The organism is Brevundimonas intermedia (assembly GCF_027922165.1).
Taxonomy (GTDB): Bacteria; Pseudomonadota; Alphaproteobacteria; order Caulobacterales; family Caulobacteraceae; genus Brevundimonas; species Brevundimonas intermedia.
The window spans coordinates 202,558-227,751 of record NZ_BSFD01000001.1 but is presented as its reverse complement, the minus strand read 5'-3'; the positions used below and the strand labels follow the sequence as shown (position 1 = coordinate 227,751).

At 66.5% G+C, this 25,194-nt stretch carries 20 protein-coding genes; 11 read left to right on the top strand and 9 right to left on the bottom strand.

The features are described from left to right. Positions 1-22: 22 nt before the first annotated feature. On the bottom strand, positions 23-847 hold the full coding sequence (locus PKE72_RS01090; protein WP_271163626.1) for a flagellin: 825 nt from the start codon (positions 845-847) through the stop codon (positions 23-25). A gap of 192 nt (positions 848-1,039) precedes the next feature. Between PKE72_RS01090 and PKE72_RS01085 the strand changes: the two genes are divergently transcribed. The 8 genes from PKE72_RS01085 (at position 1,040) to PKE72_RS01050 (ending at position 11,392) form a co-directional block, all read left to right on the top strand. Then, positions 1,040-1,702, top strand: a complete 663-nt coding sequence (locus tag PKE72_RS01085) for a flagellar hook assembly protein FlgD (protein ID WP_271163625.1) — start codon at positions 1,040-1,042, stop codon at positions 1,700-1,702. 10 nt (positions 1,703-1,712) lie between these two features. Beyond that, the gene (gene flgE / locus PKE72_RS01080; RefSeq protein ID WP_271163624.1) at positions 1,713-2,978 is read left to right on the top strand and encodes a flagellar hook protein FlgE; all 1,266 of its coding nucleotides are present in this window, start codon (positions 1,713-1,715) and stop codon (positions 2,976-2,978) included. After that, positions 2,978-3,298, top strand: a complete 321-nt coding sequence (locus tag PKE72_RS01075) for a hypothetical protein (RefSeq protein ID WP_271163623.1) — start codon at positions 2,978-2,980, stop codon at positions 3,296-3,298. Before flgE ends, PKE72_RS01075 begins: the two co-directional genes overlap by 1 nt. After that, positions 3,295-4,989: a flagellar hook-associated protein FlgK gene (gene flgK / locus PKE72_RS01070; protein WP_271163622.1), complete on the top strand. Its 1,695-nt coding sequence runs from the start codon at positions 3,295-3,297 to the stop codon at positions 4,987-4,989. The genes PKE72_RS01075 and flgK overlap by 4 nt, the downstream gene beginning before the upstream one ends. Continuing rightward, the gene (locus tag PKE72_RS01065) at positions 4,986-5,852 is read left to right on the top strand and encodes a flagellin (protein ID WP_271163621.1); all 867 of its coding nucleotides are present in this window, start codon (positions 4,986-4,988) and stop codon (positions 5,850-5,852) included. The genes flgK and PKE72_RS01065 overlap by 4 nt, the downstream gene beginning before the upstream one ends. A gap of 294 nt (positions 5,853-6,146) precedes the next feature. Next, positions 6,147-9,107 carry a TonB-dependent receptor plug domain-containing protein gene (locus tag PKE72_RS01060; protein WP_271163620.1) on the top strand — a complete coding sequence of 987 codons (2,961 nt, stop codon included), beginning with the start codon at positions 6,147-6,149 and terminating at the stop codon, positions 9,105-9,107. Positions 9,108-9,279: 172 nt separating this feature from the next. Then, positions 9,280-9,993 (top strand): response regulator, encoded by a 714-nt coding sequence (locus PKE72_RS01055; protein ID WP_271163619.1) that lies wholly within the window; start codon positions 9,280-9,282, stop codon positions 9,991-9,993. 13 nt (positions 9,994-10,006) lie between these two features. Next, positions 10,007-11,392 (top strand): ATP-binding protein, encoded by a 1,386-nt coding sequence (locus tag PKE72_RS01050; protein ID WP_271163618.1) that lies wholly within the window; start codon positions 10,007-10,009, stop codon positions 11,390-11,392. Between the two features lie 9 nt (positions 11,393-11,401). Here PKE72_RS01050 and PKE72_RS01045 read toward each other — a convergent pair whose 3' ends face one another. Continuing rightward, complete coding sequence (locus PKE72_RS01045; RefSeq protein WP_271163617.1) at positions 11,402-13,456, bottom strand: sensor histidine kinase; 2,055 nt, start codon at positions 13,454-13,456, stop codon at positions 11,402-11,404. A 284-nt stretch (positions 13,457-13,740) separates the two neighbouring features. Between PKE72_RS01045 and PKE72_RS01040 the strand changes: the two genes are divergently transcribed. Then, positions 13,741-13,944, top strand: coding sequence for a hypothetical protein (locus tag PKE72_RS01040; RefSeq protein WP_271163616.1), 204 nt, complete (start codon positions 13,741-13,743; stop codon positions 13,942-13,944). Positions 13,945-14,225: 281 nt separating this feature from the next. On the opposite strand, the gene PKE72_RS01035 is transcribed toward PKE72_RS01040, so the two are convergent. The 7 genes from PKE72_RS01035 to PKE72_RS01005 all read right to left on the bottom strand — a co-directional run bounded on the left by PKE72_RS01035 (position 14,226) and on the right by PKE72_RS01005 (position 23,044). Then, positions 14,226-14,402 carry a hypothetical protein gene (locus PKE72_RS01035; RefSeq protein WP_271163615.1) on the bottom strand — a complete coding sequence of 59 codons (177 nt, stop codon included), beginning with the start codon at positions 14,400-14,402 and terminating at the stop codon, positions 14,226-14,228. Positions 14,403-14,451: 49 nt separating this feature from the next. Further along, positions 14,452-15,546: an HlyD family secretion protein gene (locus tag PKE72_RS01030; RefSeq protein WP_271163614.1), complete on the bottom strand. Its 1,095-nt coding sequence runs from the start codon at positions 15,544-15,546 to the stop codon at positions 14,452-14,454. 23 nt (positions 15,547-15,569) lie between these two features. Then, positions 15,570-17,294 carry an MFS transporter gene (locus tag PKE72_RS01025; RefSeq protein WP_271163613.1) on the bottom strand — a complete coding sequence of 575 codons (1,725 nt, stop codon included), beginning with the start codon at positions 17,292-17,294 and terminating at the stop codon, positions 15,570-15,572. Continuing rightward, entirely contained in the window at positions 17,294-17,869 is a 576-nt protein-coding gene (locus tag PKE72_RS01020) for a TetR/AcrR family transcriptional regulator (RefSeq protein WP_271163612.1), read from the bottom strand. The genes PKE72_RS01025 and PKE72_RS01020 overlap by 1 nt, the downstream gene beginning before the upstream one ends. A 230-nt stretch (positions 17,870-18,099) precedes the next feature. Continuing rightward, positions 18,100-18,609 (bottom strand): GNAT family N-acetyltransferase, encoded by a 510-nt coding sequence (locus PKE72_RS01015; RefSeq protein ID WP_271163611.1) that lies wholly within the window; start codon positions 18,607-18,609, stop codon positions 18,100-18,102. Further along, positions 18,606-20,687: a S46 family peptidase gene (locus tag PKE72_RS01010; RefSeq protein WP_271163610.1), complete on the bottom strand. Its 2,082-nt coding sequence runs from the start codon at positions 20,685-20,687 to the stop codon at positions 18,606-18,608. The genes PKE72_RS01015 and PKE72_RS01010 overlap by 4 nt, the downstream gene beginning before the upstream one ends. Before the next feature lie 263 nt (positions 20,688-20,950). Then, positions 20,951-23,044 carry a S46 family peptidase gene (locus PKE72_RS01005; RefSeq protein ID WP_271163609.1) on the bottom strand — a complete coding sequence of 698 codons (2,094 nt, stop codon included), beginning with the start codon at positions 23,042-23,044 and terminating at the stop codon, positions 20,951-20,953. Between the two features lie 211 nt (positions 23,045-23,255). Here PKE72_RS01005 and PKE72_RS01000 point away from each other — a divergent pair, with 211 nt between their 5' ends. Both PKE72_RS01000 and PKE72_RS00995 read left to right on the top strand, forming a co-directional pair. Next, the gene (locus PKE72_RS01000; protein WP_271163608.1) at positions 23,256-24,428 is read left to right on the top strand and encodes an ABC transporter permease; all 1,173 of its coding nucleotides are present in this window, start codon (positions 23,256-23,258) and stop codon (positions 24,426-24,428) included. Next, the gene (locus tag PKE72_RS00995; RefSeq protein ID WP_373878059.1) at positions 24,425-25,192 is read left to right on the top strand and encodes an ABC transporter ATP-binding protein; all 768 of its coding nucleotides are present in this window, start codon (positions 24,425-24,427) and stop codon (positions 25,190-25,192) included. Before PKE72_RS01000 ends, PKE72_RS00995 begins: the two co-directional genes overlap by 4 nt. Positions 25,193-25,194: the final 2 nt, after the last annotated feature.

The following is a 25,194-nucleotide window of genomic DNA, read 5'->3' as shown; positions in this document are numbered from 1 at the left end:
GAGCGAGCCCCCGCCCGCGCTGTCACTGCAGGAGCTTGAGCAACGACGACGACATGCTGTTCGCCTGGCCCAGGGCCGCGATGGCGGCCTGCGTCAGGGTGGACAGGTTCGTGTAGTTGGTCTGTTCTGCAGCCAGATCGACGTCCGAGATGGCCGACTTGGAGGCCTCAAGGTTTTCAAGCGAGGTGTCGATGACGCTCGCCCGATACTCGAAGCGCGACAGGCTTGCGCCCACATTCGCCCGAGCCGTCGAGATGGTGTTGATCGCCGTGTCGACCGCAGTCATCGCCGTGGCGGCGTTGGCCGAGGTGCTGACGTCGGTCGAATCGACAGCCAAGTCCGTCGCCGTCGCTCCGTCGATGGTGATCGTCAGCGTATCGGTGCTGGCGGTGCCAAGGAGGAAAGAGACGCCGGTGGAGAAGTCGCCTGCGCCGTCGAGCAGAGCCGAGCCGTTGAAGTTGGTCGACGACGCGATGTCGTCGATTTCCTCGATCAGCTGCTGGTACTCCGCGTCGATGTTCGCCCGTCCATCGTCATCGACCGAACCCGATTGGGACTGGGCCGTCAGGGCCTTCATCCGCTGCAGGATGTCGCTGATCTGCGACAGGGCGCCGTCGGCCGTCTGAAGCACGGCGGTTCCCTGTTGGGCGTTGATGGCGGCCTGTTCCATCACCACGATGTCCGCGGAGATATTGGTCGAGGTGGCGAGGCCGGCCGCATCGTCCTTGGCGCTCTGGATGCGTTGTCCGCTGGACAGTTTCGCCAGGGAGGCGGACTGGGCGGCGGAGTTGGCGTTCAGATAACGCAGGGCGGTGTTGGCGGCGGTATTGGTTGAGATACTAGGCATTCTTTCCTCATTCTCTCCAGACTGAACACCGTCGGGCGATCGCTCGACGGGAAGGCCGCGGCGCTTTCTGGCCCCGACCTTCAGCAGAGAAACGGAACGGCCTCGCCAAATGGGGCGCTGAAATTTTGTGCGCCCCATCGGCGCAGGTCGCCTCGTTGAAGCCGGGACATCCACCGGCTTCGGCGGCGATCCATGACCTCGGTTAACGTAACGACATCAACGGCCACGGCGGCGGCGGCGGCTTCGTCCTCCTCGTCGGCCCTGTCCATCGACATGGACGAGTTCCTGGGGATCCTGGTCACCCAGCTGCAGAACCAGAATCCGCTCGAGCCGACCGACGTCACCGAGTTCACCAACCAGCTGGTCGGCTACGCGCAACTGGGTCAGCAGACCTCGACCAACGAGACGCTGGAAAGCCTGTCGTCGTCCCTGACCTCGATGCTGACGACCCAGAGCGCCGGCTATGTCGGCCAGAAGGTCGAGTACGACGGCGCCATGGCCCCGGTTCAGGACGGCTCCGCCAGCTGGACCTACACCCTGGACGGCGACGCTTCCTCGACCGCGCTTGTGGTCACCAATCAGGACGGCGACGTCGTGTGGAGCGGGACCGGTGAGACCGGCGACGGCGAGCACGGCCTGTCGCTGAGCCTGTCCGACATGAGTGACGTCGCCGAGGGCGACATCCTGACCCTGACCTCGGTCTCCACCGACGCGGAAAGCGCGTCCGTCTCCAACGCCGTCACCGCCTTCGCCACCCTGGACGCCGTCGTCTTCGAAGACGGGGTGACGACCTACCAGGCCGGCGACGCGGTCATCGATCCAGCCGCCGTCCTCGCCTTCTACGGCCAGGCGTGAGGAACACCCTATGAGCCTGTCCGCCTCTCTCTCCTCCGCCGTCTCCGGCCTGACCGCGCAGAGCGCGGCTCTGTCGGCGATCTCCGAGAATATCGCCAACTCCTCGACTACCGGGTACAAGACCAAGGAGACCTCGTTCGAGGCCCTGGTCAGTGCCAGCATGAAGTCCAGCGCCGCCGCCGGCGGGGTGACGACTTCGATGAGCCGCGCCATGTCGGTTCAGGGCACGATCTCGACCAGCGCGACTGAGACCAACCTCGCGATAAACGGCTCGGGTTATTTCATCGTCGCCGATAACACCTCCGGCGCGACGTCCGACCTGGCCTATACGCGCAACGGAAGCTTCTCGACCGACGCTTCCGGCTATCTGGTCAACTCCGAGGGCTATTATCTGCAGGGCTATCCGACCGACGAGGACGGTAATGTCATCGGCGGCGGAGTTTCAGGTCTGGAGACGATCAACCTCTCGAACCTGACCAGCCCGGCTGAGGCCACCTCCACCGTGAGCGTTTCCGCCATTCTTCCGGCCGAGGCGGAGGTGGGCGACACCTTCACCTCCACCGCTTCCGTCGTCGACAGTCTCGGCGCCACCAATATCGTCGATCAGACCTGGACCAAGACCGACACCAACACCTGGACCTTGACGACCGGCAATCCCTACTCGGCCACGACGGGCGAGGAGACGGGTACGGCCAGCGCCACGACGATCACGATCACTTTCGACACCAGCGGGCTTCCCGCCACCATCAGCCCAGATCCGGCGGATGTGACTTTCAGCTTCACCAATGGCGCTGCGGACGCCACGGTTGAAATGGATCTGGGCGAAATCGGCTCATCGTCAGGCGTCACCCAGTCCGACTCCGGCGGCAACGATCCCAGCCTCACCGTCAACAGCATCTCCAACGACGGCATCGTCGCGGGGTCTTTGACCAGCGTCGCGATTAATGACGGCGGCCAGGTCGAGGCGACGTTCAGCAACGGCCTGACGAAGGTCATCTATCAGGTTCCGGTCGCGACCTTTGCCAATTCGGAAGGCCTGACCCAGGTTTCCGGCACGACCTTCAAGTCCACGAACCTCAGCGGGTCCGCGACGATCAACCTCTCGGGCGTCGGCGCCTCCGGCAGTATCGTGGCCAGCGCCCTGGAAGGCTCGACGACGGACACCGCGACCGAATTCAATAAGATGATCGTGGCCCAGCAGGCCTATTCCGCCGCGTCCCAGGTCGTCGGCAGCGTCAAGGACATGTTCGACACCCTGATCTCCGTGGTCCGCTGATGGACGAGATCAGCCGCATCGTCGAACGGGCCGGCCGCTCGCGGCGCACCGGTTTTGATCGCCCCATCGTCGAAAGCTACGAGCAGGCCGCCGCGATCGCCCGCGACCTGGCCGAACGTCTGGCGAGCCTGCCTTGGTCCGACAAGGCCTTGCTGATCAGCGACGTCCGGATGCTGGAGACGGCGCTGAAAAGACGGGCCGACACCCTGCGCGCCGGTATGAGCGAGACCTCGGCCGAGATCATCCGTCTCAATCGCGGTACGGGGGCGGCAGGCGCTTATGCGGCCGGAGGACGGCTGGGCGCGCGGAGGCGGCCATGAGCCTGTCCGGGGCCCTCGCCAACGCCTCCGCCGCGCTGACGACGTCCCAGTATCAGGTCGCCCTGAGCACGACCAACGTCGCCAACGCCAGCACCGACGGCTACACCACCAAGACCTACGCCGCGACGTCTCAGACGACGACGCTGGCCCTCACCAACGGCGAGCTGTCGCGCGTCACCGACACCTATCTGCAGAAGTCGCTGATCACCAGCAGCGCCTCGGCCGGCTACGCCGAGACGATCGACAGCTATCTGACGCGCTACGACACGCTTCTGGGCGACACCTCCAGCGACGGAGACATCGCCAGCCTGACCTCGGCGCTCTCGACCAGTCTCACCAGCCTGGCGGCGGGCACGGGCGACACCACCGCCGCCGCCGTGGTCAGCGCCGCGACCGAGCTCGCCGATGGGCTGCGCACCCTGTCTTCGGGAATCCAGGACCTGCGATCCGACGCTGACGCCGCCATCGCCACGACCGTAGACGAGGTGAACGCCCTGCTGCAGGAGATCGACACGCTGAACGATCAGATCGTGGCGGGCCAAGGCGACCAGACCAGTCTGGCCGACGCCCGGGACACGGCCTTGCAGACGCTTTCAGGCCTGGTCAGCGTCACGAGCTATACGGACGCTTCCGGGCGGCTGAACATCTACGCCGGCGGGCAGATGCTTGTCGGAACGACCGTCAGCACCCTGTCCTTCACGCCTTCCGGCACGGTGTCGGCCGACTCGACCTATCCGGTCAGTCTCTCTGGCGTCAGCGTCAACGGACGCGACGTGACCTCCAGTTTGACCGGCGGCGAACTCGGCGCCCTGATCGCCCTGCGCGACGAGGTTCTGCCCGCCGAACAGGACGCCTTGGACAGCCTGGCGACCACCCTGATCTCCGCCCTAAATACGGCCGCCTCCACCGGCTCGGCGGCGTCGCCCGGAAGTCTGACCTCGACAACCTCCGTGACGGCCGCCACGCCGCTTTCACTTACGGGGACCCTGGGCGTCGTGCAGTCGACCACGGCCGGCGTCGCAACCGCCATCGATCAGATCGATCTGTCGTCCGTCGCCACGGTGGGGGAATTGGTCGATGCGTTGAACGGCGTCAGCGGGATCACGGCGGGCATCGTCGATGGCAAGCTGACCATCTCGAGCAGTTCGGGCGGCGTCGTCCTGGACTCGTCCGTCGCCCTGACCTCGGGCGGAGAGACCCTGTCCGACTGGATGGGGTTCAACGACGTTTTTTCCGGCGGCGACGCCTCGACCATCCGTGTCACGGCCGCTCTGACGGCGAACCCCAGTCTTCTGGCGACGTCCAGTCTGGATACCTCGGCGGCGGTCGGGCAGACTGCGGTGTCCTCTGGCGGCACGGGCGGGGCTTCGGCTCTGCTTGCAGCCATGACAGACGACCGGACGTTCCCGGAATCCGGAAATCTCTCAGCGCGAACCCGCAGCCTGGCGGACTACGCGACGGACGTCCTGTCCGCCGCAGCGACAACCATATCGACGGCCGCCAGCACGGCGACCAGCGCCACGGCCTTGCGGGACGGCTACGCCAACAGTCTGAGCAACGCCACGGGCGTGAACCTGGACGAACAGACCGCCCTCGTCAGCCTGTATCAGCAGCAGTACGAAATCTCCGCCCAGCTGATGTCGGCCATCCAGGCCATGTACGACGCCCTGCTCAGCATGGTGGCGTCATGATCGGGCGGGTCTCCACCTTCAGCCAGACCCTTTATGTGCTGGACCGCAGCCTGACGAGCCAGGCTCGCCTCGCGGATGTTCAGGCCCAGACGGCGTCCGGGCTGAAGAGCGACACCTTCGGCGGCTATGGGGCGGCGACGAGCGCCATCACGCGTCATGAAGGCGAGATCGCTGCGGCGGACGTCGAGTCGGCCAGCGCCACCAGCGCGCTCAATGTCGTTGAACAGGCCTATTCAGCCCTGGGTTCGATCTCGGATCTGACCGAAACCATCCTGTCATCGCTGGCCACCTATGGCGAGGACAGCGCGACATTGGCTTCCCTGGCCGAAGGCTGGCTCGATGACCTCGAGAGCCTTTTGAACACCAAATACGGCGACCAGGCCCTGTTCGCCGGCGACGCTTTGGATGCTCAGGCGGTGGATATGGACGCGTGGGACGCGACGGATGTGGACGCCTATTATAGTGGCGGAGGGTCGGCGCGCGCCTATACGACATCGGACGGCCAGGTCCTGTCGCTCTCGGTGACCGCTGCAGACCCGGCGCTCAGCGGATTGATCGACACCCTGAAAGGACTGGCGGCCGGGACCACGTCCAGCGCTGACGCGCTAGACGCCGTGCAGGCGGCGGCGTCCGATATCGGCGTGCTTCGCGCGGCCTTGTCTTCCAACGGGTCGCGTCTGGAGCGGATCGCCGAACAGGCCACGGCCCGCAGCGATTCTCTGACGACCCTCGTGAGCACCTTGAAGGAGACGGACCTCGCCGAGGCCGCCATCCTCGCCACCCAATACGAAACCCTGCTTCAGACCTCCTATTCGACGCTCAACATCCTCATCTCGGTCAAGCTGTCCGATTATCTGCGATAGGGCGGTCCTTAAAAGGTGAGTTGCAACCTTCAAAATATACCGCTGATATCAATTGTCTGTCCTGTAATAATAAATACACATCATGCAACGTGATGTATCGATTCCAATACAAAAAATTTATCTAGAGAAATTATCTAATCAAATTTGACTAAAACCGTCACTATGAAGTCGCATCATTGTTCGTAAATTGTTTTTAAATCGATCTTGTGCTCCACATTCGTCGATTTCGAGCCTCAATACGCCGTCCGACCAGTTGTGGTTCGGTCTGGTATAATTGAGGGGCCGATCGAGAGCATGATCGATTTCAAGAAGCATTTGTTGGGCACGACGGTCGTCGTGGGCCTGGCGTTCCTGTCCGCGCCAGCGTGGGCGCAAACGCAAACGGGGGCGAGCGCCTCGGGCGACAAGGCTGATGACGACGCTGCGGCGGTGGAAGAGGTCGTGGTCGTAGGCTCGCGGTTGCGACGCGACAACTACAACTCCGCTTCGCCCGTGCAGGTGGTGACTCGTGAAGACGCCACGCTGGCCGGCTTCGCTTCGACGACGGAAGTGCTGCAGAGCACGGCCATCACCCAGGGCACGTCGCAGATCAACAACGCCTACGGCGGCTATGTCACCAATGGCGGTCCGGGCGCCAATACCCTGTCGCTGCGCGGCCTGGGCGCCACCCGCACCCTGGTTCTACTCAACGGCCGTCGCGTCGCGCCCGCTGGCTCGCGCGGCTCGGTAGGTTCGGCCGACCTGAACGTCCTGCCCTCGGCCATGATTGAGCGGATCGAAGTGCTGAAGGATGGCGCATCCTCGCTGTACGGCTCGGACGCCGTCGCGGGCGTCGTCAACATCGTCACGCGCAACGACCTGGACGGCGTGACCGTCGAAGGCCAGTTCAACGCGCCGATGGACGCCGACGGCGCAGGACAGCAGAAGCGCTATTCGATCGTCGGCGGAACCCACGGCGATCGTTGGAACCTGTCAGGCTCGGCTGAATATTATCAGCGCGACGAACTGACCCTCGGAGATCGGGACTTCACCCGCTGCCCGACCGACAACTATCTGGACGGCTCGGACTATATCGATCCGCTGACGGGTAAGTCGAAATGCTATTCGCTGAACGCTGGGGGCGTGACGATCAACACCATCGGCACGTCTTACATGACGGGCGTCGCCGCAGACGGCACCACGGCTACGCGGTTCAACCGCTGGCGGCCCAACTCTGCCGTGACCACGGGTCTAGTCGGTTTTGAGGGTGTCGGGGGCACCGGGACAAACACGAGCGTCCGCGATACCTATGACGCCGACATGCTCAACGAGTCGCTGATCTCGCCCGTAGAGGTGGCGACCGTCTACCTGCAGGGTTCCTACGACCTGCACGCGCTCGGCAACGCCGAAGTCTATGGAGAATTTCTCTACAACCAGCGCAAGTCCTCTCAGACGGACTATCGTCAACTGGTGTTGGACTACGCCGTCGGCAGTCCCTTGATCCCTGACAATCTGTCGAGCAGCGTCTTCAGCGCGTCCGACCTGGGGCTTAACCTGGGCCAGGCTGTCGGTGTCCGCGCCTTCATCGGCTACGGAAACACCACTTCGACCCAGCAGGTCGACTTCACCAAGACCGTCGGCGGCATCCGCGGCGATTTCACGCCTCTGGCCGGTTGGCGCTACGATGTTTCCGCCAGCTACACGCGTTCGGACTCTGTCTACACGAGCGAACAGTTCCTGATCGACCGGCTGCAGAACAGCCTCGACGTCGTGGCCAACAGCGATGGCACATTCTCGTGCGCCGGCGGGGCCGAAGGTTGCGTCGCCGCTCCAGCCCTGAACAGCCAGACGTTGGCGGGCGAACTTCCGGCCGACTGGCTCGGCTATGTCATGACCGACGTCACGGGGCGCACGCTCTATGACGAGGCGGTGCTGTCGGCCAGCATCGACGGTCCGCTGTTCACCCTGCCGGCCGGCGAAGTCGCCGTCTTCCTTGGCGCCGAGTATCGCGAGATGTCGATCGAGGACATTCCTGGCATCGATATGCAGACGTCCAACGTCTACAACTATTCGACGTCCGCCATTACGCGCGGCGACGACTCGGTCTGGGAGGTGTTCGGCGAGGTCGAGGTCCCGCTGCTCCGCGACATGCGTTTTGCGCAGAACCTGACCCTCAGCGCTTCAGGTCGTTACACGGACTATGAGTCCTATGGCGACGACACGACCTACAAGGTCGGCCTGGTCTATCAGCCCGTCGATTTCCTGACCTTCCGCGGCAGCTACGGCACCTCCTACCGCGCTCCGGCTCTATTCGAGCAGTTTGTCGGTGCGACGTCGGGTTACCTGAGCTCGTCCTATGACCCCTGCAACAGCTACGGGGATGACGGTACGGACGCTCGCGTGGCGGCAAACTGCGCCAGCGAGGGTCTGGCCGGGACTTTCCAGCAGACGTCCAGTGTGGCGGTTGTGACCTCCGGCGGGGCGGAAAACGGGCTTGAGGCGGAAACCTCGACCAACCTGACCGTGGGGCTCATTCTGCAGCCCAAACTGCCGGACAGCTGGGGCGAACTGTCCTTCGCCGTCGACTATTATGAAATCGAGGTCGATAACGGCGTCGATCGCATCGGCGCCAGCAGCATCCTCAACCTTTGCTACGCTTCGGCCAATGCCGACTTCGCTGCAGGCAATGGCTATTGCTCGCTGATCGACCGCGACGCGTCATCGAATGGGCTGACGGTCTATGACAGCTACGTCAATGTCGCCACTGACGTCGTCAAGGGGATCGACTACACGCTGCGTTATCGCAAGCCCGTCGGCGTCGGCACGGCCTTGGTCAACCTCGGCGTCACCCAGATGACCGAGCGCTACAGCACCCTGTTCGCCGACGACCCCATCTATGATGAGGTCGGCACCATCGGCACGCCCGAGTTTACGGCTACCGCTGACTTCTCCTATGCCTGGGATCAATGGCGCGTCCACTACGGACTCGAATGGATCGACGGTATGGGATACGATACCTATTACCAAAAATACTACGGCTATACTCTTGAAAGTCTGGGGTATGATGCGGAGGTCGGCGCCTATCTGACCCAGAACGTCTCGGTCCGTTACGAAGCGGATGACTGGGCGGTGACCGTGGGGGTGCGCAACCTGACCAACCAGACGGGCGACGAGGTGTCCGCCGGCGTGGTCAATATGGTGGGCAATGTGCCGCTGTATTCCGGCTACGACTACGTGGGCCGCACAGCCTTCATCAATCTGAGCAAGTCCTTCTGAGACGGGAAGGGGCGGCGCGTTATCCGCCGCCCTTTTCATTTCCGACCGCACGGAAATGGTCGTTTCATCGGTATTGGAACATAAATTCGCTCCCAGTGACCGCTAATAATGGGTTTGTAAGGCAGTTCTGTTTCCACTTTGAAACAAACGGCCGTTCAGACGAGGGTCATTGATGTTGGAAAGCAGCGCCTCCCGAATCCTGGTCGTGGACGACGACGCGGGGATCCGCGACGTTCTCGGCGACTACCTGTCGCAACATGGGTTCGTCGCCTATCAGGCCGGTTCGGCCAGTGAGATGGACGAAGTCCTCGCGAGCACCCCGGTCGATCTGATCGTTCTGGACATGATGATGCCCGGCGAGGATGGCCTTTCCGTCTGTCGGCGCATGTCTGGCAAGGGCGCGCCGATCCTGATGCTGAGCGCCATGAGCGAGGAGACCGACCGTATCGTCGGCCTCGAACTCGGCGCCGCCGACTATATCGGCAAGCCCTGCAATCCGCGGGAACTTCTGGCCCGTGTCCGCGCCGTCCTGCGGCGGCAGGAGACGGCGCAATCGCCCATGTCCGGCACGGTCGTCACCTTCCTGGGATGGCGTCTGGACCGGGTGCGTCGCGAGATCACGACGCCGAGCGGACAGGAAGTCTCGTTGTCGCGCAGCGAGTTCGTCATGCTGGAGATGCTGGTCGAGAACGCGGGCCGCATCGTTCGTCGTGAACAACTGCTGGCCCACGCCCGTGCGGCCGGCCGCGACGTCAACGAGCGCGCCATGGACGTCCAGATCAGCCGGCTGCGTCGCAAGCTGAACGAGGAAGACAGCAAGGAGCTGATCGTCACCGTGCGGGGCGAGGGCTATCTGTTCGACGCCGTGGTCGAAAACGAACACTGACGCCATGAGGCGCATGCGGCCACCGACCGTCCTGTTACAGGTGGCCCTGATCGCTGTGGTGGCGGTCATCGCCACTCAGTTGACGACCCTGGCGATTGTCGTCCTGGCGCCGGCGCCCAGGCCGGCCGGCTACACGCTGGCCGCCGCCTCCGCTGCGCTTCGGGGGGAGACGGCGAAGACCGAGGATGGGCGGCCGCTGCGGCGGCGCTTTCAAGCTGAGGCCCCGTTCGAACACGAACGCGATCCGCTGGCCGACGCCCTCGCGCGCAGCCTTGCGTCTGAACTCGGTCGCGACGTAGCGGAGGTCCATGTGCGCATGGATCGCGCGGGGCGTCCGCTCTGGGCTCGCCCGCCGCGTCAGAACAGCCGCGAACCTCGGGATCTGCGTCGGCCGTTCGGGCCCGGCGAATGGCTGGGCGGGGTTCGGGTCGGCGTGGTGTCGGATCAGATCGCCTTCCCGCCGTTCCTCGCTGCGGTTCGCCTGAAGGATGGCCAGTGGTCGACGATCGCACCGCCTAGAGGATGGCTGGCGCCGTGGCAGATCATGCTTCTGCTCAGCATGCTGCTGAGCCTTGTGCTGCTCTCACCGCTCATATGGTGGATGGCGCAGAGACTGGCGCGGCCGATCCGTCGCTTCGCTCAAGCCGCCGACCAACTGGGCGCGGACCCGGATGCGCCGCCCCTGACGCCCTCGGGGCCGAACGAGGTGCGGCTGGCCATTGCCGCCTTCAACGATATGCAGGCCAAGCTGAGGGAGCATATCGAACGCCGCACCCATACGGTGGCGGCGATCGCCCATGATCTTCGCACCCCCCTGACGCGGCTGCGGTTCCGCATCGAGATGATGCCGCTCGACCAGCAGCGACAGGCGGTTCGCGACATCGAGGAGATGGACGGGCTGATCGCCCAGGCGATGCAGTTCGTGAAAGGCCAGTTCGACGTCGGTCATGCCGAGACATTGGACTTCAGCGACCTGGTGCAGGACATGGCCGACCGTTACGCTGACACCGGCGCGGATATCGCCGTCGTGGCCGAACCGGGACTGGAGGTTCGCGGCGATCCGGGCGTTCTGAGGCGCGGCCTGTCTAACCTGATGGACAATGCCATCGGGCACGCCGGCGCGGTGTCGGTGCGGGTCGGGGCCGAGGATGGGCGCGCCGTGGCGCGCATCCAGGATCGCGGGCCGGGCATACCTGAGGACCAGTTGGAACGGGTGTTCGATCCCTTCTTCCGGCTGGAGGCGTCGCGCAGCCGCAAGACGGGGGGCGCGGGTCTGGGCCTGTCCATCGCCCGCCACGCCGTGCGCGCGCACGGTGGCGATCTGACCCTGGCCAATGCGCCCGAGGGCGGCCTGATCGCCACCCTGTCCCTACCTTTGATTGAAGCCGAAGCGGCTTAACCGATCGGCTCAGGCTGCGGCGGGCAGGCGGACCTCTGCGGTCAGGCCGTCGTGCGACTTCAGCCGGATGGCGCCCCCGTGAGCGAGGATGATTGAGCGGCTGTTGGCGAGGCCCAGACCCATGCCGGTCGCATTGCTGGCGACCGCATGGGGCGCGCGGTAGAAGGGTTTGAACACCCGTTCCAGTTCGCTGTCGGGCAGGCCAGGGCCGAAGTCGCGGACGGTGGCGATGGCGTCTGCGCCGTCCTTGTCCAACCGGACCACGGCGCGGCCGCCGTATTTGACGGCGTTGTCCAGCAGGTTGGCGAACACCCGGTTCAGGGCGACGGGGTCCGCCTGGATCTCGACCGCCTCGCCGGGCTCCAGGGCGACATCCGCACCGCCGGCGACGGCGTTCTTCACGGCCTCGTCCAGCAGGGTGCGCAGATCGAGGCGCTCGCGAGCGCCGCCCTCGGCCTGGTCGCGCATGAAGGTCAGGACCGAACTGATCATGGCCTCCATCTGGTCCATGTCGGTCTCAAAGCCGGGCTTGAGCTTGTCGGGGGCGGCCTCCAGCCGGAACCGCATCCGGGTCAGGGGGGTGCGCAGATCATGGGAGATCGCACCGATCATGGCCGTGCGGTCCTCCACATAGCGTTTCAACCGGGCCTGCATCAGGTTGAAGGCGGCGGCGGCGCGGGCGATCTCGGCGGAGCCGCCCTGGACGGTGGCGGGGGCGGAGGGGTCGCGGCCAAGCCGCTCAGCGGCGTCGGCGAAGCTGCGCAGGGGAGCGGTGAGGCGGCGCGCGAATAGCCAGCCCAGAGGACCGACCAGGACGAAGGACAGCAGGAACCACAGCATGACGCGGCTCTGCCAGGCCGTGGGGAAGCTTTCCGGCCGGGGTTTGACCACGATCCAGCGATCTCCGACCCGCTGGGCGGCGATGAAGTCTCCTTCGATATAGCCGGCGGAAGCAGGGGCGAAGAGGCCGCGGCGTACGGGAGTAGGGGGCGCCGCCTCGGCCGTCGGCACCAGGTCTGCGGTCTCGGTGGGAGGCGTGGAGGGGCGTGGTGCGACCGTCGGCTGGGGCGGGGGCGTCGGTGCGTCTTCAGATGCGGCGGCGGGCTGGTTCGAGACCCGGGTTGTCGTGGGTTCAAGAGGGGCGACCGGCGGCGTCCTGTCCGGGGCCGGCGCAGGGGCCGGGGGGGGCGAGGAAGAGGAGGGCGACAGGGCCGTCGATGCCGTGACCGTCGTCATGACGCCATAGGTCGGGGCTGCGCTGTTGCGGCGGGCCACCATGGCGGCCGCGAGGGCGCGGCCCATGCCGACCCCTCCCGGCTGCAACGCCGCGCCGTCGCCCGTCTGCCTGATGGGACGCGGCAGGCCGGCGTCGCCGGTGGTCGGCAGGCTGAGGCGCGAGGCCATGGGGCGGCTCAGGCGGGTTTGGCCGGCGGCCCAGGGCGGGGTTCGTGCGCCGCTCAGGGTTCGGTCCGCGACGGGGCGTGAGCGCCTCCAGGCTTCGTGCCCCGCCGCTGCGTTGAAGCCGCCGGGCTGAAGGCCGGACCCGGAGCGGCCGAGGAAGGGCGCGGTCTGAGCGCCGGGCTGGCGGTTGCGGATCAGGGCGGGATTGCCGAGGCCGAGGGGCAGGAAGGCGGCGGCGACGATCCGGGGCTCGGCGGCCTGAGGCGACACGCTTTCCGGGCGGTCCTGAGGCGATCGCGGCGCCATCGGCTGGGCGCCGGCGGGAAGCGGCACATAGAACATCAGGACGACGTCGGACGGATCGGCGTTCAGCAGATCGGCCAGGCGGTCGCGGGGGCCGGCGGCGCTGAGCCAGCCGGGACCCTCGGCGTGCGGCGCCGCGTCGACGACCTGGCGCAACAGGGGGCGGGCGTCTTGGGCGGCGACGGACTGACCTCGCATCGCCTTGGCGATGTCCTCCAGACTGTGCTGCGGCGGCGGCTGGGGCGGAAAGGTCAGGGTCAGGAGCAGGGTCGCGCCCTGGGCGACGACCAGAACCCCGATCACCAGAAACATGACATGGCCGGCGATCGGCATCGGGGGCAGGCGGAACCTGTCCCTCATGCGCGCACCGTCCCGAACCGGTTTAGGACTGCCTGACATCCCCTGACCTTCACCTTGGCGCGCCTCGTCGACTCAAACGAAACAGCCGGACCTCGACCATTGCAGGAAAGCGGGGCCTTGCGTCGCGGTGAAGGCCGGTTTGATACGAAGCTGCAATGAAGCGGCGCCGTTGTGCGGCGCAGCAAGGCTCAATCCTCGTCCACAGTCGCGTAGAGACAGTGTGTTCCGTTTTTGTTCTCTCTGTGCTTTAAGGCCGGACGGTCGGCGGCGTGACGGAGGATCAGATGAACGACGGAATCCTGGCCGATATGATGGCCGAGCTGGATGCGGAGCTGGCGCGGGCGGAGGCCTCCCTGCCGGAACATCCCGAACAGACGCGGCAGACCGAGGTGATGCGCGCCCTGGCCCTCGGGCTGGGCAATTTCGAGCGGATGCGGGCGCACGAGGTGCATCTTCTGGCGGCGCGGCTGTCGCCCGGCCGGGGGTGAAGGAAATAGACGGAATCCACTCAAAAAAAAATGAGTCTATTTTCGTCTATTCTTGATCGGGCCGCTGTTCTCGCCCGTGGCGGTGATGGCGATGTCAAAGACCTAGACGGGATCATAGGTCCGTTCTGACCGGCGCCGGGTTGGGAAGGGTTTTTATTTTTAAGGTACGGAAAAGACGGGAGTTTTGTTTCGCAATTGGGCGCGGAGGGATAGGATGGCCTGGGCGGCCCACCCTTTCGCCGTCACCCTCCGGACGAGCGGAGGATGACGGAGCGTAGGCTTCAGGGGTTGCGTTTGAAGGTGTCGCCGATCTCGGTCGCATCGGGGCCGTCCGGGCCCGCGCTGCGTCGTTCCTGCTCGCCGACCTTTTTCACGTCGGCGTCGGAAGTGAGGGCGTCAGGCTTGCCCGTCGGTTCGGCCCCGTTCCTTTCGCGGCCCTCGGTCTGTTTGCGGTCCATGGGAATCTCCTTGTTGGGAGGGGAGCGCGGCCGAAGGGGGAGGGTTCCGTCAGCCTCCCGTATCCACCTTGGCCACCACCGACATGCCCGGCGCCAGCCGGTCCATGCCCGCCTGACCCGGCTCGATGCGGATCCGCACGGGAATCCGTTGGGCGACCTTGGTGAAGTTGCCGGTGGCGTTGTCGGGGCGGATGACGCTGAACTCACTGCCGGCGGCGGGGGCGATGCGTTCGACGCGGCCGCGCAGGCTTTGACCGCCTAGAGCATCGACGGTGATCTCGACGGGCTGACCGATGCGGATGTCGCGCATCTGGGTCTCCTTCATATTGGCCGTGACCCAGACGACGTCGGGGACCAGGCCCATCAGCTGGGTGCCGGCGGTGACATACTGACCCTGGCGCACGCCGATCTCGCCCAGGCGGCCGGGGCGGGGGGCGATGATGCGGGTGTTGGCCAGGTCGATCTGGGCCAGGCGGACGGCGGCCCGGGCGTTCTCGACGGCGGCGGCCAGACTGTCGCGGTTGACCACGGCCGAGGTGACGCCGGTCTGGGCCACGCCCTCGGCGGCCTGGGCCTGGGCCAGCTGGGCCTGGGCGCTGCGCAGGGCGGCGACGGCGATGTCCACGTTCGACTGGGACACCCAGCCGCCGGCCTTAAGGGTGCGGGCGCGGTCGGCGTCGGCCTGGGCGCGGGTCAGGGTCGCCTGGGCGGCGGCGATGGCCGCGCGCTGTTGCGCCATCGTGCCGCGCGCCGAGGCCTGGGTCTGGGTCGAGTTGGACAGGGCCGCCTCCGCCGAATGGAGCGCCGCTTGCGCCTGTTCCAGACGTTGGCGGTAGGTGCGGTCATCGACCTGGGCCAGCAGTTGGCCTTGCCGGACCGTCTGGAAGTCCTGGACCGGGACCTGGACCACATAGCCGCTGACCTGGGGGCTGATGATCGTCACCTGGCCGCGCACATAGGCGTTGTCGGTGCGCTGCACATGGCCGGTGAAGGGGGGCAGCCGCCAGGCATAGAGGACCAGGCCGACCGCGAAGACGGCGACGATGGCCGCCACCACGGCCCAGAGGACGCGTTTGCGGGGTTCCGGCGCAGCAGGGGCGGCAGGGGCGGGCGGAGCGGAGGGGGCGGGGGCTGTGTCGGTCATCTGGGTTCGGGGCTTTCGGGGGATCAGTCGGCGGCGGCGGCGACGGTTGCGGCGTCGGGGGCGGCGGCGGGCGGGGGCGTGTTTCGGGCGTCGCGCCGGGCCTGGCGGCGCGCCTTGATACGGGGACGCAGGTGGACGGCCGTGACCCAGGCGCAGCCCAGGCCGGCGATGGCGGCGATGATCAGGAAGACGTCGTTATAGGCCAGGACATTGGCCTGTTGCGTCACCTGGCGGGTCAGCAGGGCCGCGCCCTCGGCGTTCAGCAGGGCGGGGTCGGTGAGGGTCGAGGCATAGGCGCCGGACAGCTGGCGCAGGCGCAGAACCACCTGGGGGTCCAGGCTGGTGATGTCGGCGGACAGCTGGTTCGAATGGAACTTCTCGCGCACCACCTGGATCGTGCCGATCAGGGCCGAACCGGCGAGGCCGCCCAAGTTCTGGAGCACGCTGAACATGACGATGAAGCTGATGATGTTGCGCGCGCCCTGTTGCAGCACCTTGCCGACGCCGATCAGCAGGGCGGGGCCGACGAACATGGCCGAGGCGAAGGCGATCATGGCTTGGCTGAGGTAGAGCTGAGCCGGGCGGGTCAGGACGGTGGCGTGGCTGTCGATGAAGGCGCCGAGGGCGATGAGGCCCAGGGCGATGGCGATGGGCTTGTTGAGCTTGGCCATGTTCAGGGTCAGGGCGCTGACGGCCGTGCCGGCGATCATGGCCAGCAGGATGACCAGGAACAGGCCGTGCAACTGGTCGGGACCCAGGCCGACCACGGTCAGGAAGCCCACGGCGCCCGAGGTCTGTTCCGACAGGGTGATGCGGATCAGGAGGATGGCGCCGAACAGGCGCAGGATGTCGGGGCCGGTCAGCCAGCGGACGTTGATCAGGGGGTTTTTGCGATCATACTCGATCATCAGGGCGGCGGTCAGCAGCAGGATCGCCCCCGCCAAAGCCCAGCCGATCCAGGCGGCCTCGGTCCACCAGACGATCCGGCCCAGGCCCAGGACGGCGGCCAGCAGGGCCACGCCGGGCGCGAACAGGGCGAAGGTGACGAAGTCCAGCGGCTCGAACAGTTTCAGTCGCTCGGATGGGGGCAGTCGCAACACCTGGACGGCGGCCCAGGCCAGAAGCGCCATGCCCAGTTCGAAGGTGTAGAAGGCGCGCCAGTCGTCCAACTGAAGCAAGCCGGGCATGATCAAGCGGGCGATCGGCACGGCGAAGCTGGACAGGCCGATGCCGATCACCAGCCCCTTGAGCCGGTGCTGGGCCGGGAAGGCCTGGATCATGTAGAGAAAGCCCAGGCTGGACAGGCCCGCGGCCGCCATGCCGGCCACGGCGCGGACAAACAGGGTGGACTCATAGTTGTCGACCGCCAGGTGGGCGGCGCAGGTGACGACAAAGGCCGTCAGGCAGATCTGGGTGAACAGGCGCAGGCCGTATTGCTGGCGAAACTTGAACAGGATCAGGTTCATACAGGCGTTGGTCATGACGAAGACGACCGGCAGCCAGGCGGCTTCGCTGGGGGTGATCCCCAGAGAGCCCTGAAGACTGGTCAGATTGGCCGTTACGGCCGCATTGCCCAGACTGCCGACCAGGGCCACCAGGACGCCGGTCAGGGCGTACTGGAGCCGCAGCCAGGCCGTATGGTCGGGCGTGGCCGGGGAGCCCGGCAGGGTGGGGCGCTCGTGGGGTTTGAGCGTGGCCAGGTACTGGTCCCACGGCAGATGCCAGTTGTGGTCGGCGCGACGGGGCATCAGGACGCCTCGGGCCTGGGCCGCAGCCCGTCCAGGATGAGGACGCGGGTGCGCTGGGAGACCGCCTGACGCTCGGCCGCGTCGGCGCCCTGGAAGCCGGCGCCGAGCAGGGTGGCGATCAGGCGGATGTCCATGGGCCGCAGATCCTTTCGCACCAGACCGGCCGCCTGGGCCCGCGCCAGGGGCGCGGCGCCCGCCTCCATCAAGCTTTGCCGCAGAGGGGTAAGCGCGTCGGGCGACCGCACGTTCCGCACCACCCCCGCCATACCGGCGTTACGTATCATCTGATCGGCAAGCCGGTCTAGAAACCAGAAGAAGACCTCCGGCGCCTCGCCCTGTTCGGCGGTGCGGCGGCCCAGGTCGGCGACGTCGGCCTCGAGCACGGCCAGGGCCAGTTCGGTGCGGTCGGCGAAGTGGCGGTACAGGGTGCCGCGCCCGACGCCGGCCTTTTCGGCGATCTGGTCCAGCGGCGCGTCCAGCCCTTGGTCGGCGAAGACGGCGCGCGCGGCGTCCAACAGGGCGGCGCGGTTGTGGACGACGTCCTTGCGGAGGGGTTTTTTGACAGGGCGCGACATGGTGACGCGTTTAAATGGACACGAGTGTCCGTTTTGCAAGGGGGTTTTGCTTTCGTCATTCCGGGCGAAGGGCCTCTCGGCCCGTAGACCCGGAACCCAGCGGCGCGCGAGAGCGCGAACCTGTCGCGGACCAGGTGTCCAACAGTATGGGCGGATAGATTTCGCCTTCGGCGCCGCTGGGTTCCGGGTCTCCGCTGCGCTGCGCCCGGAATGACGAAAGAAGAAGGGGGCTAGAGCCCCTTCTCCAACACCACGAAGTCCAGCTCGGGTCGGGGCGGGGCGACGGGGAAGGGGCGGGTTTCGCCGGTGTGGCGGTAGCCGCGGCGTTCGTACCAGGCGATCAGTTCGGCGCGGCGGTGGATGACGGTCATCTCCATGCGGCGGGCGGCGAAGCGGGCGACGGCCTCGCTCTCGGCGGCGTCGAGGAGACGCCGGCCCAGACCAGAGGCCTGAAGAGTCGGCTCGACAGTCAGCATGCCGAGGTAGGCGAGATCGTCGCCGACTCGGGCGACCTGGACGCAGCCCACCAGGGCGCCGTGCCTGTGGGCCATTAGAATGAGCCGGTCGGGATCAGCGATCAGGGCCGACAGTTCCTCGGCGCTGGTGCGGGTGTCGAACAGCAGGTCCGCCTCGTGCGTCCAGCCGGCCTTGGCCGTCTCGCCGCGATAGGCGCGTTCGATCAGGGGATGAAGCGCGGCGACGTCGTCTAGGGTCGCCGCGCGGAAGGCGATCTCGCTCACCGCCCCCGGTCTGGGGAAACGCCCAGCTCCTGCACCAGATGGTCCATGCCGTAGACGTCGCGCAGGGCGACAGTGACGGCCTGGGTCGTGACGATGACGCTGCGGTTGACGGCGCGGTCGTAGCCGTAGGCGTTGCGCTGGGTCAGGACGGTGGAGTCGAAATTGGCGCCGATGATCTCGCCCTTCGCATTGATGGCGGGCGAACCGGACGAGCCGCCGATAGTGTCGGTCGAAACGGCCATGTCCATGACGGCGGTCGGATCGATCCTGTCCTTGGCCGCCAGCAGCTTGGGCGCGACGGCGAAGGGCTCGGCGCCGGTGGCCCGGTCCCACAGGCCGGCGAAGGTGGTGAAGGCGCCGAACCGCTGACCCGGCACGTCGGAGCCTTCGACCTGGCCATAGGTCAGGCGCAGGGTGCCGGTGGCGTCGGGATAGACGGCGTCGCCATAGGCGGCGAAGCGGGCGGCGGCCAGCTGTTCCGAGGCGCGGTCGGTCGGGGCCTGGACGCGGGTCTCCCAGGCGTTACGGACGGCGCGGGCGTCGGCGTCTATGGCCAGGGCGTATTGGATCATCGGATCGGTCGAGGCCTGGACGGCGGCGAGACCGCCGGTCCACAGGGCGCGGCGCACCGCCGGGTCGGCCAGGGTCGTGCCGGCGACGAGGCGGGCCGACAGGGTCTCGGGGCTTTCCTTGCCCAGCAGGGTGCGGACCGAGGGGTTGTCGACCGTCAGCCATTCGCGGGTCTTGGACAGCCACCACTCAAGCCGGATCTGCTCCAGCTCGGGATAGGTGGGACGTTCGGCGAACAGGCGGGATTCGACGCCCGACAGGCGGCTGTCGGCGAACTCGGGCAGGCGCTGGTCGGACGGCTTGGCCCGCTCCTGGGCGCCGCGCACCAGGGTGCGGGCATAGCTGAACAGTTGCGACCCACCGGCGACCGAAGTCGTGCCGAGGCCCGTGCCGCCCTCCAGCAGGGCCATGGACGGATAGAGTTCACGGGCGACGGGCTGGACCGTGCTGAGCGTAGACCAGGGATCGACGCCGGAGGCGGCGGCGCGGGCGCGGAAGTCGGTTTCCTGCGCGGCCTTGGTCGCCATGAAGGCCGGATCGATCAGGGCCGCCATCCGGCCGCGGCCGCGCTTGTAGGTGTTCTCGAGGCCCACGATGGGGTCCATGGCGACGAAGGCCTGCTCCTCGCCCTCTTCGGAATAGCGGATCAGCCGGCCGCGCAGCTCGGACGCGATCAGCTGGTCCAGAGGCAGGACCACGTCGCGGATGGTGGTCAGCTGGTCCATCGTCAGCAGGCGCTGGGTCGAGCCGGGATTGCCGGAGATGAAGACGGCCTCGCCCTCGGTCGGCTTGTTCGGGTTCCAGGCGAAATGGGTCGGGGTCTCGACCGGCTGGCCGTCCTCGTACAGGCGGATGAAGGCCGCATCGATGGCGAAGCGCGGGAAGGAGAAATTGTCCAGGTCGCCGCCGAAGGTGGCGGCGCGATCCTCGGGCGCCCAGGCTAGGCGGACGTCGGAATATTTGCGGTATTTGTAGAGCTTGAATTGACCGCCCCGGTACAGGCTGACGACCTGGCAGCGGATCTTGGGGTCGTTGCCGCAGGCTTCGCTTTCGATCCGGCCCGCCTCGGCGTCGCGGGCCTGGGTGAAGGCCTGGCCTTCAAGGCCGGACCCGGCCTTGTGCATCCGCTCGGTCACGTCGCTGATGTCGGTGAGGATTTCGGCGGTGGCGCCGGGGCATTTCAGCTCTTCCTCGCGCGACTTCGGAAGGAAGCCGGTCTCGGCGTAGTTGACCTGGGGCGTGGAGAGATTGGCGACGCAGGTGGCGACGCAGTGGTTGTTGGTCATGACCAGGCCCTGGCCCGAGATGACGCCGGCCGAACAGCCCCCGAACTTCACCGACGACAGTCGGACGCGGTCCAGGAAGGCCTGGTCGATGTCGGTTCCCAGCGCCTGGTTGGCGCGGGCGATGGGGAAGTTGTCGTAGGTCCACATGCCTTCTTCGGCGCTGGCGGATGAGGCGGCGGCGAGGGCGACGACGGCGGCGGAGGCGAGAAGGGCGAGGCGCATGGGGGTGGTCCTGATCTTCCTTCTCCCCTTGCGGGAGAAGGTGGGCCCGAAGGGCTCGGATGAGGGGTTGCTGGCCGCCCGAGGGCGGATGAAGGGGAGTTGTATCAACCGACCCCTCATCCGTCTCGCTTCGCGAGCCACCTTCTCCCGCAAGGGGAGAAGGAAGAAATCCGGTGCGGTGGTGAAGAGCCCCTCCACCCCCGGCTTCGCCGGCGGTCCCCCTCCCCATTCGCAAGAGGCGAATGGGGAGGAGACGCGTAGTCTTACCGCCGCACGCCCAGTTCGCGCAGCAGGCGCGGCTGGTTGTAGACGTTGCGCAGGGCTTCGGTGATGGCGGCGGTCGAGACCGTCACCGTGCGGTTCAGCTCGCCGTCGTAGCCGAAGCTGCCGCCCAGCGAGTGGATGTTGCCGTCGAAGGCGGCGCCGATGACTTCGCCCTTGGCGTTGATCACGGGCGAGCCCGAGTTGCCGCCGATGATGTCATTGGTCGAGACGAAGTCATAGACGGTCGACTTGTTGATCTTGCCCTCGGCCGCCACCCAGTCCTCGGCCGCGTTGAAGGGCTCAGCCCCGGTATTGCGCTCGTACAGGCCGCCGATCTCGGTGAAGGGCGTCACCGTCACGCCGCGATAGGTCCAGCCCTTCACCTGGCCGTAGGACAGGCGCAGGCTGAAGGTGGCGTCGGGATACAGGTTGGTTCCGTAGACGGCGAACCGGGCCTGGGCGATCTTTTCGCCGGCGCGGCTGGTCGGGCCGGACACGGCCGATTCCCATTGGGTGCGGATCGCCTGGGCCGCGTCGTCATTGGCCAGAACGAAGGCGATCAGCGGATCGCCCGAGGCGGCCAGCTGTTCCGGCGTCATGGCCAGGGCCTGGGCGCGGAAGGCCGGGTCGGCCAGGCGGGTGCCGTCCACCAGGCGCGCGGCGATCTGCTCCGGGCTTTCCTTGCCCAGCAGAGCCTTCACATTGGCGTTGTCGACGGTCAGATATTCGCGGGTCTTGGACAGCCAGAAATCCAGATAGATCTTCTCGAGATCGTTGGAGATCGGGGTCTCGGTCGCCAGGCGGCGGCCCAGCGACGCGATGTCGGCGTCCGAATAGCCGGCGCGGCGTTCGGCGACGGGCTTGGCGCGTTCCTTGGAGGCGCGGACGATGGAACGGGCGTAGCTGTAGAGCGACGAGCGTTGGCCGGCGGCGGATTCCAGCTGGCGGTACGGCAGGTAGAGGTCGCGTTGGGCGGTCGAAACGCGCTCCAGCTCGGCCCACGGGTCGCCGATGCGCTGGGCCAGGGCCGGGTCGGCGGCGACGCGCTGGCGCAGCTCCTGTTCGGCCGCCCGCTTGGTCGCCATGAAGGCCGGATCGGTCAGAGCGCCCTGCTGGCCGTAGTTGACCTTGAAGCCGTTCTCCAGGCCGAAGATCGGATCGACCGAGACCCGCTTGGCCTCTTCGCCGGTGGTCGAATATTCGAGCAGGCGGCCACGCAGTTCCGACGACTGGATCAGGCTGATCGGCAGTTGCTGGTCACGCAGGGCCTCCAGCTGGGCCATGGTCAGCAGGCGCGAGGTGGAGCCGGGATTGCCGGCGACGAAGGTGACGTCGCCTTCCTTGGGCGCGTTGGGGTTCCACGTCAGGTGGTTCGGCGTGGCGACGGGCTTGCCGTCCTCGTAGATGCGCAGGAAACCGGCATCCAGGGCGTAGCGCGGGAAGTTGAAATTGTCCGGGTCGCCGCCGAAGAAGGCCGCCTGGAACTCGGGCGCGAAGACCAGGCGCACGTCGTCATACTTGCGGAACTTGTAAAGCTTGTACTGACCGCCGCGGTAGAAGCTGATGACCTGGCAGGTCAGCTTCTGGTCGTCGCCGCAGACCTCTTTCTGGATCTTGTCGATCTCGGCGGCGCGGGCGCGGACGAAGGCGGCGCCCTCAAGCCCGGCGCCGGCGCCGACGACCCGGTCGGTCACGTCGGTGATGTCGGTCAGGATCTCGGCCGTCTGGCCGGGGCACTTCTTCTCTTCCTTGCGGGTGGCGGGCATCCAGCCGTTCTTGACGTAGTCGTTCTCGGCCGTGGACAGATCCTGGACGCAGGAGACGACGCAGTGGTGGTTGGTCAGGATCAGACCTTCGCCCGAAACCAGCGAGGCCGAGCAGCCCTGCAGGCGGACGGCGGCGTTGCGCACGCGGTCCAGCCAGGCCTGGTCGATGTTCGTGCCGTACTTCTCGTTCACCGTCGCGATGGGGAAGTTGTCGAAGGTCCACATGCCTTCGTCGGCGCGGGCCGGGGTCGCGGGGGCGGACAGGACGACGGTCGCGGCGCCGAGGGCGGCCAGCGAGGCGGTGAGACGAAGGGATGGCAACGACATTCGGGGTTTCCTTCAGAGGGCGGAACGCGCTGTTCCGTCTGTTATCTTGTAACTAGCGCCGTTTCGCCGGCGTCGCCAAGAGGCTGAGACGCCATAGTGGCTCGGCCCATCCGCTGCAACGCGGCGAACTGCCAGCCTTACCCCGATTTAACTTGGCGGTGAGGCGACGCGCGCTCAGATAGGCAGACGTATCGGGGGTTTATCGGCAATCATGTCGCTTGCGCTATCTACGCTGCTGTTCGAGTGGCGCCGCTATATGGCGGCCGTCATGGCCCTGGCCCTGTCAGGGCTGTTGGTCCTGGCGATGACTGGTGTCTTCATCGGCATCGGCAAGGGGTTCACGGCGACCATCGAACGGTCTGGCGCGGACATCTTCATTTTGCAGCCGGGCGCCAAGAGCCTGATCAACGGACCGTCGGGCGTGCCGCGCCGGTTCATTCCGCTGGCCTATAATCACCCCGAGGTGATCGAGGTCATGCCGCTGGACGGCGCCGGGGGTACTTTCCAGAACATCAAGGATGTCGATCCGACCAAGAGTCAGGCCGACAACGCCAGCCAGGGCGCGCCGCGTCAGAAGTTCGTGCAGGCCAGCATTATCGACACCCGTCCGGGGTCGGTGACCATCCCCACCGACTATTCCCAGGAACTGGTCGACGCCCTGCGTCAGCCCTACACCGTGGCGGTGGACGAGACGGCGCTGTCGACCCTGGGCGTCAAGCTGGGGGACAAGGCGCTGTACAACGGCCAGACGGTCACCATCGTCGGCGTGACCCGCGGCTACCCCAATATGATGCAGCCCGGGGTGGTGATGTCGCGTGACACCCTGCGGATGCTGGGCCAGGCGGACACCGGACCGCGCGTCGGCCCGCTGATGGTCAAACTGCGCGACCCGGCGCGCGCGCCGATCGTCGTGGCTCAGTTGAACGAGATGGGCTCCGGCCAGTGGAAGGCCTGGACCAAACAGCAGCTGGCCGAAGCCAACGCCGGCGCCATGTTCGAGGAAGGCATTCTGGTCATCATCATCGGCGGCTGCGTCGTGCTGGGGATCATCATCGGCGTGGCCATCACCTGGCAGACGCTGCGCGGGGCCATCATGGCCAATATCAAGGAGTTCGCTTCGCTGCGGGCGCTTGGCGTGGGCATGGGGTCGCTGCGGCGGATCGTGGTCGAGCTCAGCTTCTGGGTCGGGGTGGTGGGCGTGTTCGCCGCCATCTTCCTGACCTGGCTGGTGTCCTTGCTGGCCATGGCGGGTGCGGTGATCATCGCCCTGCCGTTCAGCCTGCTGCTGGTCGTGGGGATCGGCCTGATCCTGATCTCCATGGTGTCCGGCCTGCTGTCGCTGGGCATCCTCAAGAACAGCCAACCTGCGGACCTGCTGCGATGAACGACATGGCATTCGGTCACACCAAGGTTCACGGCAAGCACGGCGATTTCGCCATCGAGGCCAAGGGTCTGGTCAAGCGGTTCAAGTCGGGCAAGTCCTGGGTCGAGGTGCTGAAGGGCGTCGATTTCGATGCCAAGCATGGCGACCTGACCATGGTCATGGGACCCTCGGGGTCGGGCAAATCGACCCTGATTGCGGCCCTGTCCGGCCTGCTGCGCCCCGAAGAGGGACGGGTCGATGCGCTGGATGTCGATGATCTGTGGAAATATTCGTCGGGTCGGATCGACAAGTTCCGGCTGGATAATTGCGGCTTCATCTTCCAGGGTTTCAACCTATTCCCGGCCCTGACGGCGCTGCAGCAGGTCGAGACCGTGCTGAAGTTCCAGGGGCTGAGCTCGGGTCAGGCGAAGACGCGCGCCACGACGGCGCTGGAAGAGGTCGGCCTGGGGCATCGCCTGCACCAGCGGCCGGCGGCCCTGTCGGGCGGGGAGAAGCAGCGGGTCGCTATCGCCCGCGCCCTGGCCAAGGACCCCAAGATCCTGTTCGCCGACGAACCGACCTCGGCCCTGGACGGCGAGAACGGCCAGGTGGTGATCAAGCTGCTGCGCCGCGCCGCCACAGAACACGGCGCCGCCGTGATCTGCGTGACCCACGACCCGCGCCTGGAGGCCTGGGCCGACCGGGTCATCCATATCGAAGACGGCAAGATCCTGGACGATCAGCGCCGCATACCCGATCCGAACGCCATCCTGGCGTCCCACTGAAC

Bases quoted from the DNA above. Each gene is read 5' to 3' on its own strand.
- PKE72_RS01090 (WP_271163626.1), bottom strand. From the start codon at position 847: ATGCCTAGTATCTCAACCAATACCGCCGCCAACACCGCCCTGCGTTAT.
- PKE72_RS01085 (WP_271163625.1), top strand. From the start codon at position 1,040: ATGACCTCGGTTAACGTAACGACATCAACGGCCACGGCGGCGGCGGCG.
- flgE (WP_271163624.1), top strand. From the start codon at position 1,713: ATGAGCCTGTCCGCCTCTCTCTCCTCCGCCGTCTCCGGCCTGACCGCG.
- PKE72_RS01075 (WP_271163623.1), top strand. From the start codon at position 2,978: ATGGACGAGATCAGCCGCATCGTCGAACGGGCCGGCCGCTCGCGGCGC.
- flgK (WP_271163622.1), top strand. From the start codon at position 3,295: ATGAGCCTGTCCGGGGCCCTCGCCAACGCCTCCGCCGCGCTGACGACG.
- PKE72_RS01065 (WP_271163621.1), top strand. From the start codon at position 4,986: ATGATCGGGCGGGTCTCCACCTTCAGCCAGACCCTTTATGTGCTGGAC.
- PKE72_RS01060 (WP_271163620.1), top strand. From the start codon at position 6,147: ATGATCGATTTCAAGAAGCATTTGTTGGGCACGACGGTCGTCGTGGGC.
- PKE72_RS01055 (WP_271163619.1), top strand. From the start codon at position 9,280: ATGTTGGAAAGCAGCGCCTCCCGAATCCTGGTCGTGGACGACGACGCG.
- PKE72_RS01050 (WP_271163618.1), top strand. From the start codon at position 10,007: ATGCGGCCACCGACCGTCCTGTTACAGGTGGCCCTGATCGCTGTGGTG.
- PKE72_RS01045 (WP_271163617.1), bottom strand. From the start codon at position 13,456: ATGAGGGACAGGTTCCGCCTGCCCCCGATGCCGATCGCCGGCCATGTC.
- PKE72_RS01040 (WP_271163616.1), top strand. From the start codon at position 13,741: ATGAACGACGGAATCCTGGCCGATATGATGGCCGAGCTGGATGCGGAG.
- PKE72_RS01035 (WP_271163615.1), bottom strand. From the start codon at position 14,402: ATGGACCGCAAACAGACCGAGGGCCGCGAAAGGAACGGGGCCGAACCG.
- PKE72_RS01030 (WP_271163614.1), bottom strand. From the start codon at position 15,546: ATGACCGACACAGCCCCCGCCCCCTCCGCTCCGCCCGCCCCTGCCGCC.
- PKE72_RS01025 (WP_271163613.1), bottom strand. From the start codon at position 17,294: ATGCCCCGTCGCGCCGACCACAACTGGCATCTGCCGTGGGACCAGTAC.
- PKE72_RS01020 (WP_271163612.1), bottom strand. From the start codon at position 17,869: ATGTCGCGCCCTGTCAAAAAACCCCTCCGCAAGGACGTCGTCCACAAC.
- PKE72_RS01010 (WP_271163610.1), bottom strand. From the start codon at position 20,687: ATGCGCCTCGCCCTTCTCGCCTCCGCCGCCGTCGTCGCCCTCGCCGCC.
- PKE72_RS01005 (WP_271163609.1), bottom strand. From the start codon at position 23,044: ATGTCGTTGCCATCCCTTCGTCTCACCGCCTCGCTGGCCGCCCTCGGC.
- PKE72_RS01000 (WP_271163608.1), top strand. From the start codon at position 23,256: ATGTCGCTTGCGCTATCTACGCTGCTGTTCGAGTGGCGCCGCTATATG.
- PKE72_RS00995 (WP_373878059.1), top strand. From the start codon at position 24,425: ATGAACGACATGGCATTCGGTCACACCAAGGTTCACGGCAAGCACGGC.